The sequence below is a fragment of the Salinivirga sp. genome (assembly GCF_055145285.1).
In genome coordinates this window covers 178074-195101 of sequence record NZ_JBSRDC010000062.1, presented here as the reverse complement: position 1 = coordinate 195101, position 17028 = coordinate 178074, and the positions used below count along the sequence as shown (strand labels likewise).

17 protein-coding genes are annotated in these 17028 nt (G+C 39.3%); 8 read left to right on the top strand and 9 right to left on the bottom strand.

What is annotated here, in order from left to right; all coding sequences use genetic code 11:
• Nucleotides 1-136: 136 nt before the first annotated feature.
• The 3 genes from ACTB0Y_RS13355 to ACTB0Y_RS13345 are packed head-to-tail and all read right to left on the bottom strand — an operon-like array spanning nt 137 to nt 2490.
• Nucleotides 137-472 (bottom strand): MerR family transcriptional regulator, encoded by a 336-nt coding sequence (locus tag ACTB0Y_RS13355; protein WP_463207329.1) that lies wholly within the window; start codon nt 470-472, stop codon nt 137-139.
• 5 nt (nt 473-477) lie between these two features.
• Complete coding sequence (locus ACTB0Y_RS13350; RefSeq protein ID WP_463207328.1) at nt 478-1515, bottom strand: CapA family protein; 1038 nt, start codon at nt 1513-1515, stop codon at nt 478-480.
• Nucleotides 1516-1530: 15 nt separating this feature from the next.
• Nucleotides 1531-2490, bottom strand: coding sequence for a peptidoglycan DD-metalloendopeptidase family protein (locus ACTB0Y_RS13345; RefSeq protein ID WP_463207327.1), 960 nt, complete (start codon nt 2488-2490; stop codon nt 1531-1533).
• A gap of 102 nt (nt 2491-2592) precedes the next feature.
• Between ACTB0Y_RS13345 and alaS the strand changes: the two genes are divergently transcribed.
• Entirely contained in the window at nt 2593-5214 is a 2622-nt protein-coding gene (gene alaS, locus ACTB0Y_RS13340; protein WP_463207326.1) for an alanine--tRNA ligase, read from the top strand.
• Nucleotides 5215-5323: 109 nt separating this feature from the next.
• Here alaS and ACTB0Y_RS13335 read toward each other — a convergent pair whose 3' ends face one another.
• Together ACTB0Y_RS13335 and ACTB0Y_RS13330 are read right to left on the bottom strand one after the other, a co-directional pair.
• Nucleotides 5324-5629 (bottom strand): hypothetical protein, encoded by a 306-nt coding sequence (locus ACTB0Y_RS13335; protein WP_463207325.1) that lies wholly within the window; start codon nt 5627-5629, stop codon nt 5324-5326.
• 242 nt (nt 5630-5871) lie between these two features.
• A complete protein-coding gene (locus tag ACTB0Y_RS13330; RefSeq protein WP_463207324.1) occupies nt 5872-6171 on the bottom strand; it encodes a hypothetical protein in 300 nt (99 codons plus the stop codon).
• A gap of 270 nt (nt 6172-6441) precedes the next feature.
• Between ACTB0Y_RS13330 and ACTB0Y_RS13325 the strand changes: the two genes are divergently transcribed.
• Nucleotides 6442-7140, top strand: coding sequence for a hypothetical protein (locus tag ACTB0Y_RS13325; RefSeq protein ID WP_463207323.1), 699 nt, complete (start codon nt 6442-6444; stop codon nt 7138-7140).
• Here ACTB0Y_RS13325 and ACTB0Y_RS13320 read toward each other — a convergent pair.
• Entirely contained in the window at nt 7137-8084 is a 948-nt protein-coding gene (locus tag ACTB0Y_RS13320; RefSeq protein ID WP_463207322.1) for a class I SAM-dependent methyltransferase, read from the bottom strand. The genes ACTB0Y_RS13325 and ACTB0Y_RS13320 overlap by 4 nt on opposite strands.
• Nucleotides 8085-8308: 224 nt before the next feature.
• Between ACTB0Y_RS13320 and ACTB0Y_RS13315 the strand changes: the two genes are divergently transcribed.
• Nucleotides 8309-9022 (top strand): class I SAM-dependent methyltransferase, encoded by a 714-nt coding sequence (locus ACTB0Y_RS13315; RefSeq protein WP_463207321.1) that lies wholly within the window; start codon nt 8309-8311, stop codon nt 9020-9022.
• A 30-nt stretch (nt 9023-9052) separates the two neighbouring features.
• Here the strand turns inward: ACTB0Y_RS13315 and ACTB0Y_RS13310 are convergent, their stop codons facing one another.
• Genes ACTB0Y_RS13310 through ACTB0Y_RS13300 form a run of 3 tightly spaced genes read right to left on the bottom strand, consistent with a single transcriptional unit; the run spans nt 9053 to nt 11192 of the window.
• Nucleotides 9053-9961, bottom strand: coding sequence for a zinc-binding metallopeptidase family protein (locus ACTB0Y_RS13310; RefSeq protein WP_463207320.1), 909 nt, complete (start codon nt 9959-9961; stop codon nt 9053-9055).
• Nucleotides 9962-10567 (bottom strand): IMPACT family protein, encoded by a 606-nt coding sequence (locus ACTB0Y_RS13305; protein ID WP_463207319.1) that lies wholly within the window; start codon nt 10565-10567, stop codon nt 9962-9964.
• Nucleotides 10568-10577: 10 nt separating this feature from the next.
• Nucleotides 10578-11192, bottom strand: a complete 615-nt coding sequence (locus ACTB0Y_RS13300) for a Crp/Fnr family transcriptional regulator (RefSeq protein ID WP_463207318.1) — start codon at nt 11190-11192, stop codon at nt 10578-10580.
• A gap of 204 nt (nt 11193-11396) precedes the next feature.
• On the opposite strand from ACTB0Y_RS13300, the gene ACTB0Y_RS13295 reads away from it, so the two are divergent.
• The 5 genes from ACTB0Y_RS13295 to der all read left to right on the top strand — a co-directional run bounded on the left by ACTB0Y_RS13295 (nt 11397) and on the right by der (nt 17028).
• On the top strand, nt 11397-11768 hold the full coding sequence (locus ACTB0Y_RS13295) for a response regulator (protein ID WP_463207317.1): 372 nt from the start codon (nt 11397-11399) through the stop codon (nt 11766-11768).
• Nucleotides 11769-11848: 80 nt separating this feature from the next.
• Nucleotides 11849-13732: an ABC-F family ATP-binding cassette domain-containing protein gene (locus tag ACTB0Y_RS13290; protein WP_463207316.1), complete on the top strand. Its 1884-nt coding sequence runs from the start codon at nt 11849-11851 to the stop codon at nt 13730-13732.
• A 177-nt stretch (nt 13733-13909) separates the two neighbouring features.
• Nucleotides 13910-14767 (top strand): hypothetical protein, encoded by an 858-nt coding sequence (locus ACTB0Y_RS13285; protein ID WP_463207315.1) that lies wholly within the window; start codon nt 13910-13912, stop codon nt 14765-14767.
• A gap of 59 nt (nt 14768-14826) precedes the next feature.
• Complete coding sequence (gene era, locus ACTB0Y_RS13280; protein WP_463207314.1) at nt 14827-15708, top strand: GTPase Era; 882 nt, start codon at nt 14827-14829, stop codon at nt 15706-15708.
• 12 nt (nt 15709-15720) lie between these two features.
• Nucleotides 15721-17028, top strand: coding sequence for a ribosome biogenesis GTPase Der (der, locus tag ACTB0Y_RS13275; protein WP_463207313.1), 1308 nt, complete (start codon nt 15721-15723; stop codon nt 17026-17028).

Sequence of the window (17028 nt, the reverse complement as noted above, 5' to 3'; positions counted from 1 at the left end):
TTTTAATTTCAATACTAATCTGAAATCGAAACGCAAGCCCATGCCATGCCCCCACTGCCAGTATGAATAATGGTTTTTTTGTAAACACAAAACCCTGCGAGAAGCAGGGTTTGTTGTTTGGGGGTTAATCTTATAGTTACAAATTTCCTTTTACTTCCTCAAGCATGGATTTTATTTTTTGAAGGCGCTCAACAATGTTAGCATTATCAGTAACATCATTCTTATTTTGCTTAAGTTTTGATTTAGCTCCTTTAATAGTAAGCCCTCGTTCTTTAAGCAGGTAATATATAATTTTCAGATCATCGAGATCTTTTTGCGTAAATTGCCGATTTCCTTTATTGTTCTTTCGTGGTTTCAGATGATCGAAATGCTTCTCCCAATACCGGATAGTAGAGGCATTAATATTAAACATATCAGCCACTTCCCCCATTGAGTAAAACAACTTTTCTATTTTAGGTTCTTTGTACGGCATATTTTTTATTTACTAAAATAACCATTTTTTTCGAAACGTAGCACACATTCAGGGATATCGCTTCGAGTGAGCGACTGAATTTTAGCTGCTGCACGATTGAATTCGTCCAGTATAATGCCTTTGCCGTAATATTGTTTAAAAGAAACAATTTGGCCTTCTATAAATTTCCCTTCCCTGTTGGTTTTGATCTTTACAAGCGGTGCCAAACCATTGGGTCCATCAAGATTCATACGGCTGTAAGTACAGAAATTGCCCAAACTATACGCAATAAAGCGATCCTTGTATAAATCAAACGCCCGTGGTACATGAGGACCATGACCAATCACCACATCTGCTCCAGCGTCAATCACTTTACGAGATAATTTATAGGGGTTTCCGCGATTTTCTCCATAATACATCTCCGTTTTGCGTGTCAAATGCTGATGTTTGCTTCCTTCAGCCCCCATATGAAACGAGACAACAACGATATCGGCCGTATCGTCAAGCGCTTGCACTATGCGAACCAAACGTAGGGTATCATGAAAATCATTTGTTCCTTTATTGGGCGAAAATGCGGTGAAACCATATGTAACACTATCCCTTACAAATACAGCAAAGGGCCGCTTATAAACACCTGCAGTATAAGCCCCGGACCTGTCTATCAATGCCAGCGTAGAGTCTACAGCCGGCATACCAAAATCAAACATATGGTTATTGGCCAGGCTAAACAGGTTAAGACCACTTTTCTGGATATACGAAAAATAATTTTGAGGTGTACGAAAAGCATAACAGACCGAAGGATCATTGCATTGTTTTACGAGCTCTGCGCTATCAGCGAAAGCACCTTCAAGATTAGCAAATGCAATATCAGAAGAGTCAATATGAGAAATGAGGGGCTCAAGTAAAATATCACACTTATCATCAGGGGGAAGGTACTTTCTTTCAGGATAATCAGTACCCAACATAATATCGCCTACGGCAGCAATTTCAATCGTATCTTTTTGTGCGAATAGCTGAAAAAATGTAATAAAAAGGAACAGTGAAAGTAAAAAAAATCTTCTCATGTCTGAATACAACTCTTAATCAAAACTCTGGTTAGGTCTTGAAGAAATAATGAGCATTTGCTCATACTCTTCAGGTGTAAGGTCATTGAAATAATAATTTACCGGATCTACGGGTTTATCGTTATATCTCACTTCATAATGTAGGTGCGGCGCAATACTTCTGCCTGTATTTCCAACTGTTCCGATAAATTCACCACGTTTAACCTCCTTATTTCTTTGAATATCCACAGTATAAAGATGTGCGTAGAGACTCTTGTAACCAAAACCATGGTCAATAATGATCACCCTTCCGTATCCACCACTCGACTTACCGGCTTTCACCACTTTACCATCACCTGTTGCATAAACTTTGGTGCCACGTGGAGCCGAAAGATCAATACCTGTATGCATTTTACGTGTTTTATAGATCGGGTGAATACGATACCCAAATCCTGATGCAAAACGCTTAAAATTTCTGTCAGACATAGGGCTTATGGCAGGTACAGATTTAAAAAATTTCTTTTTTGCTTTAGCCAAATCGATAATATCATCATAAGACATAGATTGACTGACCATACTCCGTGACAGTGCATCTAATTTTTTGGAAGTTTCGGCAATAAGATCAAGATCAATATTTTTATATTTATTTATTCCGCCCACCCCGGGATTCCGATACTCATCGGCTAAGGGCTCAGCTTCGAAAATAATCCGGTAAATATTTTCATCCCTTCGCTGAATATCAGCCAGCGCTTCTTCAGCCTGGTTCATACGCTGATTGAGCATTTCATAATGAAAACGAAGCTGGTCATTCTCACGTTTAAGTTGCAGTTCCTGAGGCGTATCAATAAAGTCTGACAACAAGAAGATGATAAATGATGTTATAATCATTACAGCAAAAACCCTGGGCAGCGCTCTTACAATACGCTCCTTGAGCGTGAGCTCAATTTTTTCGTAATGAAGTGTTTCCGGATTAAAGCGATATCTGGACTTTGCCATTTTTTTATTTACTTTGTGCACGAAATTGAAAAAGCAAAACTAATTGAAATTGCTTAAAATTACAATAATTAATTTATTCTAAATCAATAAAGCAGCAGAAAAATGATGAAGGCAAATGATATAAGACAAGCATTTAAAGACTTTTTTGCATCGAAACAGCATGAGATTGTTGATTCCGCACCCATGGTGGTAAAAAACGATCCGACTTTAATGTTTGTAAATGCCGGGATGAATCAGTTTAAAGACCAATTTCTTGGACAAAAAGAAGTAAAACATCCAAGAGTAGCCAACTCCCAAAAGTGCCTGCGCGTTTCAGGAAAACACAATGACCTCGAAGAAGTAGGGCACGACACTTACCATCACACAATGTTTGAAATGCTTGGCAACTGGTCGTTTGGCAATTACTTTAAAAAAGAAGCTATCGATTGGGCATGGGAACTTCTAACAGATGTATTCAAAATAACACCTGAAAGACTATACGCCACAGTATTTGAAGGAGATTCGAAAGATAATTTACCGAGAGACGATGAAGCCGCAAACTACTGGAACGCCTATTTACCCGAATCCAGAATATTAAATGGGTCTAAAAAAGACAACTTCTGGGAAATGGGAGCAACAGGTCCATGTGGCCCTTGCTCAGAAATCCATATTGATCTTCGCAGTGATGAAGACCGTAAAACCAGAGATGCTGTTGACCTGATTAACCAGGATCATCCGCAAGTAATCGAAATCTGGAACCTCGTGTTCATGCAATTTAATCGTTTAGACAGTGGTGAATTAAAACCCCTACCGGCAAAACATGTAGATACAGGAATGGGATTCGAACGCCTTTGTATGGCATTGCAGGATAAAACTTCCAATTACGACACGGATGTATTTCAACCCATCATTCAAAAAATTGCTGAAATTTCAGGAAAGTCTTACGGTAAAGATAAAAAAACAGACATTGCAATGCGTGTGGTTGCTGACCATTTGCGCGCTGTAGCCTTTGCCATTGCCGATGGGCAGTTGCCTTCGAACAATAAAGCTGGCTATGTAATTCGCCGCATATTACGTCGTGCAGTGCGATATGCATATACATTTCTGGGGCAAAGCGAGCCCTTTATCAGTAAACTTGTTAAAATACTGGTAAAAGAAATGGGAGATGCATTCCCTGAACTAAAAAACCAGCAAGACATCATTACCAAAGTAATACATGAGGAAGAGAGCACCTTTTTACGCACACTGGAGACCGGCATTAGCTTGCTCGATAAGCAAATACAAAAAATAAAACAAAGTGGATCCAACACATTGGACGGCAAATCGGTATTTGAACTTTATGATACTTATGGTTTCCCTACCGACCTGACAGCGCTTATAGCCAAAGAAAATGGCTACTCAATAGACGAGAAAGGCTTTGAAGCCGAAATGAAAAAGCAAAAAGACCGTTCACGCTCGGCCTCGAAAATAGAAACCAAAGACTGGACAATTCTGAACCCTTCAACCGAAGTAACTTTTAAAGGTTACGAACAAACCAGAATCAAAAGCCATCTTTTACGCTACAGGAAGGTTAAAGTCAAAGGCAAAGATCTGTATCAGCTTGTTTTTGCCGAAACACCTCTCTATGCCGAATCGGGTGGTCAGGTGGGCGATACCGGCTATATTGAAGTTGACGGGCAAAAAATCCCCATCATCGATACACAATCGGAAAACAATTTGACTGTGCATTTCACCAAAGCATTGCCTGAAAACCCGGAAACAGAAATGACGCTTGTAGTAAGCGAGTCGAAACGCCGCCAGACAGAAGCCAACCACACTGCCACACACTTGCTACACTATGCTTTACGCAAAGTTCTTGGTGAGCACGTGGAACAAAAAGGTTCGCTGGTAGAAGCCGACCGCTTCCGATTCGACTTTGCACACTACGAAAAGATGACCCGTGAGCAGATTGAGGAGGTTGAAGATATTGTAAATGATTTTATTCAGCAGGATATCCCACTGAATGAGCACCGTGATGTGGAAATAAAAAAAGCCAAAGACATGGGCGCCATGGCATTGTTTGGCGAAAAATATGGCGATCAGGTCCGGGTTATACAATTTGGAGACTCAGTTGAATTGTGTGGAGGAACCCACGTTTCAGCTACAGGTAGAATCGGGCTTTTAATAATAACCGTTGAAACAGCCATAGCAGCAGGCATACGCCGCATTGAAGCCATTACAGGTAAAAAAGCCCTGGAAATGGTACGCAAACAACAGCAGGAACTGGCAGCCATTGGTGCATTGTTTAATAACCAGAAAAACCTTGCCGGCGCAGTAGAAAAATTACAGCAGGAACATGTACAAATGCAGAAAGCGCTTGAAGAGTACGCAAAGGAAAAAGCAATGTCTGTAAAAAGTGATCTATTGCAACAAAAAGAAGAGATAAACGGCATCAATGTTATTGCAGCGCAGGTTGACGTTGATAATGCAGGACATCTTAAAGACCTGAGTTTCCAATTGAAGAATGAAATTGACAACCTGTTTTTAGTGCTTGGAGCAGCAATAAATGGAAAAGCCAATTTGAGCATAATGATATCAGAAAACCTTGTAAAAGATAAAGACCTGCATGCAGGAAATATCATTCGCGAAGCTGCCAAAGAGATGAAAGGTGGCGGCGGTGGCCAGCCATTCTTTGCCTCAGCCGGAGGGAAAGACCCCAACGGCATTCAAAATGCGATTGATAAAGCGCTTACTTTTGTTAAGTAGTGCCTCCAAGAAAACCCGGGATTTTAAAAAATTGCTATCATTAGATATTATAAACTCAAAAAAAAGCCGGTTCGAAGTTTTGAACCGGCTTTCTTAATAAATCTTACTTTTAGCAAGGCACATTACCTGCTACGTTTTCTGCTTTTTCATCCGTATCGCAATCAGAGCTCTTTGCCTCCTCTTCACAATCCGTTTGAGTCTTACTGTCGCAACAATCAGTTTTAGATTCCTTTACATTAGCCGTTTCTTTACCATCACAATCCGATCTGGCTTCCTGATCAGTTTTTTCACCAGCACAATCCGAATGTTTCTCCGTGACTTCTGTTGCAGATTGCTCATTTGCTTCCTGACCTTCAGAGCAATTGCAGGCAGCAAACAACCCGGCTATCGCCAAAATAAAAAGTAACTTTCTCATAATTGTTTAAATTTTAATAATTCCATACATTACAGAAATAAGGATACCTTATTCCTAATATAACACAAACATAATAAAAATTACTACGTATTGATACAATCTGCATATAATTATATTTTTTTGCAACAACAGGTTGAAAAATTTTAGTAAATAAGGCTTTGCTGCTCAGTTTTCCGAAATATTGAGCAATCAAAAAAGGCTGCCAGAATTACTCCAACAGCCTTTATTTGTTTTTTGTCAAGTTAGGACGGATTATTCTTTGCCGCATCCTTTTTCTCAACTTTTGTCTCTTCTTCAACTGCCTTCTTTTCAACTTCCTCAGTTTTTACTTCTTCTTGCTCCTCTGCCTCTTTTTCAACAACATCTGCCTCAGCAGTGGCAGTGTCAGATTCCATCTCCTGAGCTTCATCATTTTCTACAGCTTCTTGTTGCTGTTCATCTTGCATTTCTGTTTTTGTTGCTTGTTCATCCTTGTCGGTTTTTGAATTGTTGCATCCGATAAACAAGCCCACGATGGCTAATACAAATAAAATCTTTTTCATAACAGTAATTCTTTTAATGATTAATAAGTCTAAAATTTGAAAGCATTATTACTCCCCTAACTTCCACGAATTTATAAAAAAAATATCGTTTCACAAGTGTATGACAAGAAATGTTAAAGAAAAGTTATTAAAACACAGCACACTCAACAGATAATAAACCCGACGCTATGGTTCCACAAAGGATAAGTAATTCAGAAATCATCAAAAATAGAGTTTATAAAAACCGTCTTTTATTTATTACTATATTTGAATAACCTAATAAATGATTCTATGCAACCACCTGTAGTTACAGTCACATTAAACAAATACAAAGGATTCAAAAATAAATTCTGGGCTTTTCAGATGATGCAATTTGCCCATAAATATTTAAAAAATGTAAATGGTCTGACCTTTTATAAATTAATGGGAACGGGTTCGGGTAATGGATTTAAGGTATCAGCAGATTTTTCTACATATGCCCTGCTTTGCGTTTGGAAAAATAAGCAACAGGCTGATGATTTTCTGAATGAGGGTGAATTGCATAAGCTATATCGTAAAAAAAGCATTGAGCAATTTACAGTTTTTATGCACCCCATAAAATCTCATGGAATGTGGTCAAAACAAAATCCATTTAAACCTGAAGCGAATATTCTGGGTGATTATACGGCTGTAATTACACGAGCAACCATTGCAACTAAGCATTTAATTCGGTTTTGGCGTTATGTACCCGGCACCAGTAAATCGTTAGAGAAATACGATGGATTGATTTATGCTAAAGGCGTGGGTGAATGGCCTATAAAGCAGATGGCCACATTTAGTTTGTGGAAAGATGAAAAATCCATGTTAGACTTTGCCTATAAAAACCAGGAACATATACGCGTTGTAAAAAAAACCAGAGAGCTGAATTGGTACACAGAGGAGCTTTTTGCGCGCTTCCGCCCATTCAGGTCTGAAGGAACATGGGAGGGCAAAAAACTTTTGCCGTTTTAATGATCAGAATCAGGTGTTGCCACAATGGTCATAATGCCAGCAGACAGCCACTTTTTTAGCATGAAAATGGGCGCTGTGAGTAACATGCCCGCTACAAAACCTACAAACTTTCCTTCCATTGATTGGCTCCAGTCTATGCCACGCTTCTCCTGTCGCCCCATCCAGAAAAGCGGGTACGGATCCAGGGTACCATAAGGCTTTACGTTTTCCACCTTCCAGCCGCTATTGTTCAACAGCCTGGTTATGGTTTCAGGCGTGTAAACGGCAGTATGCCGCGGTGTGTGATAGCCTTCCCAGTGAGATTTCTGCAATTTTCTGGTCCATGAGTCATGATTAGGCACCTCAATGAGCAATTTTGTGTTTTCGTTGGCAACCTGCTTCATGCTACGTAAAGTTTCCCGTGGTTGATAGTCATGCTCAAGATAATGCCACATGGTAATTAAATCGAAAGTTTTTCCCGCTGAAAACCCATGAAATTCAGCCACCTCAAGATCAATATTTTGATATTCTTCCGGTTCATGCTTCCATCCTTCATCACTGAAATCAATCCCCTTACAATAGGCTCCGGTAGCCTCATTCAGCTTTTTTAAAAATGTAGGTTTTCCACAACCCACATCCAAAACTTTACTATGCTGGTCAAATGCCAATGCTTTCCTTGCAATCTGGACCCGTTTGCTGTCGCTTTTGCTTAGGTTCCTATCCACAAGAGGTGCATAACGCCCCCATGCAGATGGTCCACGAAATGGCAAATAATAGTCTAAATAATAATTATGTAAGCTATCCTGCTCCACACGCGGATTGAGCACAATTAAACCACAGCCACTACATTTGACAAATGAAAAGGTTTCCTCCTTGTGGTGCATCTGTGCTTTGGTGGTAATAAATGGCTGTAAATCTGTACTATTACATGCTAAACATTGGGTTATGATATCGGTTTTATGCATTATTCCGTAATTTCGATTAATTTGGTAACAAATTAAAAAACAATAAGTTTCACGAGTTTTATAATTCTAACAGGGCATGCAGTTCCCTCAGAGAAAAACGTACGACTATCCTTCAGCTAATCAGTAACAAAATATGGTAACCATAGAAAAAATATTATTTTTGTCAGCCGGTGCACATGCGCCTGTTTTAAAAATTACCCAACACATCATTAAATTGTAATACTATGAAACCACTCAGACTTCGGGGAAAAGCAAAAGGATTATTTTTCGTATTAAGGTTAGACAGATTTGTTCCCGGTAGAATTCTGATTTTTTTCGGTCATATAGCAGCCCTTTCAAAGTGGATAGCCAAAAATAAAAAAGGCACCTTTCATGACTTTTACTCATGGAAATTTTCCTATAATAAAAGAGAAGCGTTGTACGAACATGTAATTGAGCAGCAAAAACTCGATACTGCTATCGATTACCTTGAATTTGGGGTAGCCGCCGGGTCCTCTTTTAAATGGTGGATTAACCGAATTAAACATGAAGATGCACGTTTCTATGGATTCGACACATTCACAGGACTACCCGAGGATTGGGGCCCTTTTAAAAAGGGCGACATGGACAATGGCAATAAACCGCCCGAAATCAACGACACCCGGCATGAATATTTTACCGGGCTTTTTCAGCAAACACTCATCCCGTTTTTAAGTAACTACAAAGCAGATAAACGCAAGGTAATACACATGGATGCAGACTTGTACACGGCCACGCTGTATGTATTAACACTTATCACACCCTACCTTAAACCCGGCGACATTCTCTTCTTCGATGAGTTTAATGTGCCACTACATGAATTTAAGGCATTTACAGAATGGAGTAAATCTTTTTATGTAAACTACGAGGTGCTTGGAGGCGTAAATAATTTCTACCAGGCTGCATTTATGATTAAATAATCAGAAGTTTTCGGGGAACATTCAATAGTCCTATAAACGGTTGCACAGATACTTATAGATGCCCATCATACTTTCTATGTCAGCCAAATGAACTTTTTCTATCGAGCCATGAGGATTAATCTCAGGGGCACCAATAAAAATCCAGTCTATCGGATAATCAGAGGCTCCGATCATTGTACCATCGCTACCGCCTGACTTTTCGATTTCGAGTTGATATGATACACCTGAAGCCTTTACCATATCAACAATTTTATCGCGAAACATTTTTCTTGGTATACCCACATCACGTAAAGAAATGGCAGCTCCACTGCCCGCTTTTACATAATCGGTAACCCAGGTAATGTCAGCAATCAAAATCTTATCTATTTGCCATTGCTCATACATTCTCTTGGCCAAAAAGCCGGCTTTACCCGCCTGCGACATTTCTTCATAGGTACTAAAAGCCACCACTGTATCTTTAAGCTGTGGGGCTATTTTTAGCAACATGTGCACAGACAAACGGTTATCCAAAAATGGGGACAGCACCATATGCTCTGTCACAGAGAAATCAGGTTGCCATGTCCAGGTTGAGCCGGGTTGCAGGTTTATATCATCCTTCAAAACCCATTTTTTATCCATGTTATCGTAATAAACCTCAGCGGTTTTGCCACGCTGATCTCTGATAACGGCTGTTTCACCTGTCGACGGGCTGCCAATGGGAATTAATTCGTTACCATACCCCGCCGTAAAACCCACACTGTCCATATGAGCCATAACCCCGCAACGAGGTTCTCCGAAAACCATTAATAAACAATCCTGGTAACCATCACCGTAATATAATTGCGGTTTTTGCTCCCACTGAGCACTATTGCTATTCACATAATCAACGACAAAATCACGCACACGGAATTCCTCCCCCGAGGGTGCATGAATCTGACAAAGTTTTTCAAGTAATTCCATTTATAAAATTTCTGCTGTTGCTTTTTCAAGTTTATTAACACGCTCAATGACATTTTCCACATCCCTTTTTCGCACGTTTAGTTTAATGGTACAGCTCAGCTGAAAATCCTGTTCAACTACATCGAGATGCTCTTCTTTAATGAACCGCATAATCAGATTCATATCGGGATATTCAAAATGAATGGCTACAATCTTTTTTTCAGTCTTCTTTATTATTTTAGCATGCTCCAAAGCATCGGCTGCTGCCGTCTTATAAGCATTTATTAGCCCGGGGATACCCAGTTTTGTTCCGCCGAAATACCGAATCACTACAATCATAATATTGGTTAAATCATAGGAGTGAATTTGCCCCATAACGGGTGGGCCTGATGAATTGGCGGGCTCCCCGTCATCGCTGGCACGGTAAGTTTTTTTATCGGCACCCAAACGAAATGCATACACATGATGGCGGGCATCATAGTATTTTTTTTTCAAAAAACTCAGGTTCTCCTTAAACTCCTCTTCAGTCTTAATTGGATAAGCAAAAGCATAAAACTTACTGCCTTTGTCCTTAAAAACACCTTCTGATGGCCCGTCGATGGTACGGTACAAATCAAAATCTTTCATACAATTCTGTTTAGCCCAAATCACTCAATTTTTTTAAAAGCTTCATACTAATAATCTTGAGTCGTTTCCCATATAATTCGATTAGCTTATCGTTATGAAACTCTTTAATAATTCGTATGGCGCTTTCTGTCGACATACCTGTAAAATCGGCAATATCTTTACGGCTCAAATGTAGTTCAAAATCATTGCTTTTATAAACTTCTTCGGCAAGATGAATAATAGCATCAGCCAACCTTCCGTGCAATTGCTTTTGTGTTAGGCTTATAAACCTGAAAAAATACCCGGTAGTATATGCATTAAGGTCACCGATAACCTCCCGATTCAAAGCTGTTGTTTCATTCAAATATTTGTGAAGCTCCGCAAAGCTTATAGATTTTACGCTACAGGCAGAAATAGCCGAAACCGAAAAACTATATATTTCATCGTGGTGGAGATTGTCAAGACCTATGAAATCACCAGTTCTTAAAATTCTGAGTATTATATTCTTATTTTTATGCTCCAGGTAAATCTTGGCAAATCCATCTTCAATCAACAGCAACTGATTGGCAATGGCGCCTTGTTTACATAATGTTTCTCCTTTACTGTAATTAATTATGTGCTTATCTTCAAAAAGGTTTTTTAGCATTTTAATTGGATTTTATATACAGTATTTTTACTATAGTTGCTAAATTAACTATTTACACTTAAGTCACAAAGCAGCTCATATTTTGTTCTGATCTGTATCATATTATTTTCTGCTACAATCGACAATAAGTATTGTAAAAAGTTATCTGATAAATTGTAAGAAGCAAAGGCTTTTTTTGTTACTTTGTATAAATACCTAATTTCTATGGAAACAAGAAAAAAAATATTAGTTGTAGATGATTCTTCCACCTCCACCTTTTTGATGGAGAGTTTTTTTGAAGAAAATGGTTACAAAGTTAATATTGCGGAGGACGGGAATAAAGCTATTGATAAAATTAACAAGCAACTACCCGATGTAATATTTCTTGATTTGATGATGCCAAAGAAATCGGGATTTGATGTTTTAGAAGAAATAAAAAAGAACGAAGAAACCAGACATGTGCCAGTTATTATTATTAGTGCAAAAACAGAACAGGATGATATTCAAAAGGCTAAGGCCCTGGGGGCCGTTGAATATTTGTATAAACCGATAGACATTGAGTACGCCCTGAATCTTTTGCACAAACTCGAAATCTAAAACTTTATTAATGAGCATCAAACGGGGAATGAAGGAATTCGTTCCCTTTTTTTTATTTTTGCACAGAAAAAAAAATCTAAATGAGTTTAATCCAGGTTGAAAACGTAGGGAAATCTTTTGGCGAACGCTCGCTTTTCAGTGAAATCTCTTTTTCACTCGAAAAAGGCGACAAAGCAGCTTTAATCGCTAAAAACGGAACAGGAAAAACAACCCTGCTCCGAATGATTGCAGGTTTAGAAACATGCGATACCGGCCAAATAATAATGGAAAAAGGCATTAGCATAAGTTTTTTACCACAAGAACCCATTTTTAAAGAAGACCATACACTATTGGACGCCGTTCTAGAGCAGTGCTCCCATAACAAACAGGTATTAAAAAACTACGAGCTGGCGCTGATTAAAGGCGATGAAAATTCCATAAACCAGGCCATCACACAGATGGATGCCAACCTGGCATGGGATATGGAAACGCGTCTCCGGCAAATTTTGGGCAACCTGGGACTCGACAACTTTAATCAACCGATAAAGCAACTTTCCGGTGGCGAGCGAAAACGGTTATCCATAGCAGCAGCATTTATTGACTCACCCGATTTCATTATACTTGATGAACCCACCAACCACCTCGACTTGCAAAGTATTGAGTGGCTGGAGCAACATCTCAAAACAGCCAACACAACCATGCTCATGGTCACGCACGATCGCTATTTCCTCGACAGTGTATGTAACCGAATTCTGGAAATCGACCAGCAGGGGATCCACTCCTACAATGGCAATTTCGATTATTTCCTGGACAAACGGAACGAGCGCTACGCAACCATTGCCCAACAAACGCAAAAAGCAAAAAGCAAACTTAAAACCGAAATGGAATGGGCCAACAGGATGCCCAAAGCCCGCGGCACCAAAGCAAAGTATCGTTTAGATGGAGTAGATCACCTTAAAGAAGTATCCAGACAAGAAAAAGAAGAAGAATTAAACATTAAAAGTGCTTCCCGGCGCCAGGGAAAAAAGGTCATTAACCTGCATCACATTTCAAAAAGTTTTGACAACAAACAACTTATTGACAATTTCTCCTACGATTTTCAAAGGCAGGAAAAAGTGGGAATAGTAGGCGCAAATGGCACAGGAAAAACTACACTTTTAAACATTATTGCCGGCGACCTAAATCCTGACAAAGGAGAACTCGATTATGGAGAAACCATTAAAATTGCTTATTACCGCCAGGAAGGGATGTTTTTTGATGAAGAAAAGCGTGTTATCGACATTGCCAGAGAAGTAGCAGAAGTGGTATACCTGGGAAACGGACAAACAATGGCCGTTGAACGCTTTCTTAACCAGTTTCTGTTCCCCAATGAAATGCATTATCAGCGTGTCCACAAATTAAGTGGAGGAGAAAAAAGGCGGCTATACCTGCTCACCGTACTCATGACCAATCCGAATTTCCTGATCCTGGACGAACCCACCAACGACCTTGATATTATGACGCTGGGCGTACTCGAGGAATACCTGGAAGCATTTTCAGGATCAGTACTGGTGGTCTCCCACGATCGATATTTTATGGACCGCATCGTAGACCACTTGTTTGTTTTTGATCAATCTGGCGCAATAAAAGATTTTCCGGGTAACTATTCTCAACTAAGAAGTAGTCAGGAAGAAACAACCAAAAAAGAATCAAAAAAAGCACAGAACAATAAGCAAAAAGAGTCGCCCAATAAGAACAAGAAGAAAAAAAAGCTATCGTTTAAAGAATCAAAAGAACTAGAACAACTTGATGAGGAGGTAGTAAAGCTTACGCAACAAAAAGAACAAATAGAAAAAGAGCTGGAAAACCCTGACAATGAACCATCAAAAATAGCAGAAAACTCCATGCTTTATGAGCAAATAAACAAGGAGCTCGAGGAAAAAGAATTACGATGGCTCGAACTTTCAGAATTACAGGAAATGCTCGCTCAGAAAAATAAAAAATAATTCACAACTGCACATTGATATAGCGGAAAAATTTTCGCTATTTCATTTTTTTCCTTAGGTTTGACAGCTAATTGGTTCATCGGGTTTTAGTACGCAATTTTTATGGAAATAGTAGAAAAGCATTCATCCAAAAATGATGAATTGCCTGGGTGTACCATAAACACAAAACAATTTAAAATGAAAAAGTTTTTTGCGCTATCAATCTTATTAATACCCTATCTTATCCAGGCACAAAACATTTCGCTAAACGTGAAAGCACCGGATCAAGTATACTCCGGCTCTGATTTCATGGTTAATATTCACATAGACAAAAACGACCTGCAAGGTTTTGGAAGACTTTTAGTAAATATTCCCAGTGGCTTTACACCTATTGAAAAAAAATCAGCACATGGCAAATTTGAGTTTGATGGTTCACAAATCAAAATTGTATGGCTCGAAATGCCTGACGAGCAACACATAACCGTCTCGTTTGCACTAAAAGCAGCACCCAACATGGAAGGTTACAAAGTTATCAGGGGCGAAATGTCTCTGGCAACCGAAGATGGATCTTACCGTTCCGAGCCACGGCCACATATCATTACCGTGAAAAAAACAGACAATATTACCACAGCAGACAGTGTAATATTTGAATACAGCTACATCAGAGAGCTGGGCCTGAGTGCCATAAGACAAAAACCTTATTTGAACGACAGCGGCCAGGCAGTTATCAATATACTGGTGAACAAAGGTGATCTGACCGGCTTCGGCAAACTGGAGGAATCCATTCCTGCAAACTACACAGCCCACAGTCTAGTAAGTAACAGTGCAATTTTTATCTTTAACAAATCGAACCGAAAAGCCAAATTCCTCTGGATGAATATGCCCAGGGTAAACCATTTTGTTGTGAGCTATATTCTGTCGCCCATCAAAGGTAAACTGGAAAAGGATATTCCGTTCATTATTACCGGGAAGTTTATGTTTGCGGAAGGATCTACAACCAAAACAGTAGAAATATTAGAAAGAAATATAGATTTGGAAAAAATGCTGGAGGAATAAACGGCTGGCAATTAAATTAATACTATCTTTGCGGCCGTTAAAAATCAAAAAATACTTATATGACGCATAAGGCAGGGTTCGTTAATATTCTGGGTAACCCTAACGTGGGTAAATCAACCTTGATGAATAAGTTAGTGGGCGAGAAACTCTCCATTATCACCAATAAATCGCAAACTACCAGGCACAGAATCATGGGCATTGTGAATGGTGAAGATTTCCAAATCGTTTATTCAGATACACCCGGTATAATCAAGCCAAATTATCGCCTGCAAAAGTCTATGATGCACTTTGTAGATACAGCCATAGAAGATGCTGATATCATACTGTACATGACTGATGTAATTGAGGATCCCGACAAAAATAAAATCAGTATAGATAGAATTGCACAGGAAGAAAAACCCACACTGGTACTCATCAACAAAATAGATGAAACCAACCAGATGAGCCTTGAGTCGCTGGTAGAAAAATGGGCTCAAAAATTACCTAAGGCATCTATCCTGCCTATTGCAGCTAAGCATAAATTACATGTCGACAAAGTGTTCGATTACATTATGCATCATTTGCCTGAAGGCGATCCGTATTTTCCGAAAGATGAACTCACAGACCGGTCACTGCGTTTCTTTGCTTCAGAAATGATCAGAGAGAAAATATTGCTTTATTATAAGCAGGAGGTTCCTTACTCTGTTGAAGTAGAAATTGGTTCTTATAAAGAAGATGAACGCATAGCACATATTGAAGGAATTATTTATGTGACAAGGGAATCGCAAAAAGGAATATTAATTGGACACCAGGGCGAAAAACTTAAAAAAGTAGGTACAGCAGCAAGAAAAGACATTGAAGAGTTTCTGGGCAAGAAGGTTTTCCTGGAGCTCTTTGTCAAAGTTGATCCCGACTGGCGTGATAATGACAAAAAATTAAGAAAATTTGGTTACATCGAATAAAGCATACCTTGAATGGGAAATATAGTTGCAATTGTAGGGCGACCCAATGTGGGAAAATCGACCCTTTTTAATAGACTTACAGAAAGCAGAGCAGCCATTGTTGATGGTGAGGAGGGAGTTACACGCGACCGGCACTACGGAACTTCAGAATGGAACGGAAAAAATTTCACTGTAATTGATACAGGTGGTTATGTAACCAATTCTGAAGACGTTTTTGAACAAGCCATACGCAAACAGGCAGCAATTGCCATTGAGGAAGCTGACGTTATTTTGTTTATGGTTGACGTACAAAATGGAATCACAGACCTCGATCAATCTGTAGCCAACATTCTGAGAAGAATCAATAAACCTGTACTAATTGTAGTCAATAAGGTTGATAACAATCAACTACACCTCGATGCTACAGAGTTTTACGGGCTGGGTTACGAAAAACTTTTCAGTATATCGTCCAATTCCGGAAGTGGAACAGGTGATTTGCTGGATGAAGTAACCAATCATTTCCCAGAACAAACAGAAGAGGAAACTGAATTAGAACTGCCTCGTTTTGCAGTTGTAGGCCGACCCAATGCAGGAAAATCGCTCCTGGTAAATACCTTGCTCGGCGAAGAGCGCAACATTGTAACCGAGATTTCAGGCACAACCCGGGATGCGATATACACACGATACAAAAAATACGATCACGATTTTTACCTTGTCGATACTGCAGGATTAAGAAAAAAATCCAGAGTACGCGAAGACCTGGAGTTTTATTCCGTCATGCGAAGCGTGCGCGTAATCGAATATGCTGATGTATGTCTCGTGATGATCGATGCAACAAAAGGCATCGAGAGCCAGGATGTCAACATTTTGCATTTGGCCGTCAGAAACAACAAGGGGGTAGTGGTTTTGATTAACAAATGGGACTTGATCGAAAAACAGACCGACACCGCCAAAAAAATGGAAACGGAGATAAAAAATCGACTATCCCCCTTTGAAGATGTGCCTATAATATTTATGTCGGCGCTTACCAAACAAAGAATATTCAAAGCGCTCGAAACAGCAACAAAGGTATATGAAAACCGCAACCGCAAAATCAAAACCTCACAACTTAACGATTATTTATTGCCCATTATAGAGCGCACTCCGCCCCCATCATTAAAAGGAAAATACATTAAAATAAAATATGTTGCACAGTTACCAACACCTTTTCCGTCTTTTGCATTTTACTGTAATCTTCCCCAGTATGTAAAAGAACCATACCGAAGATTTTTAGTGAATCAATTGCGCAAAAATTTTAACTTTACAGGTGTGCCGATCAGAATTTTCATCAGGAAAAAATAG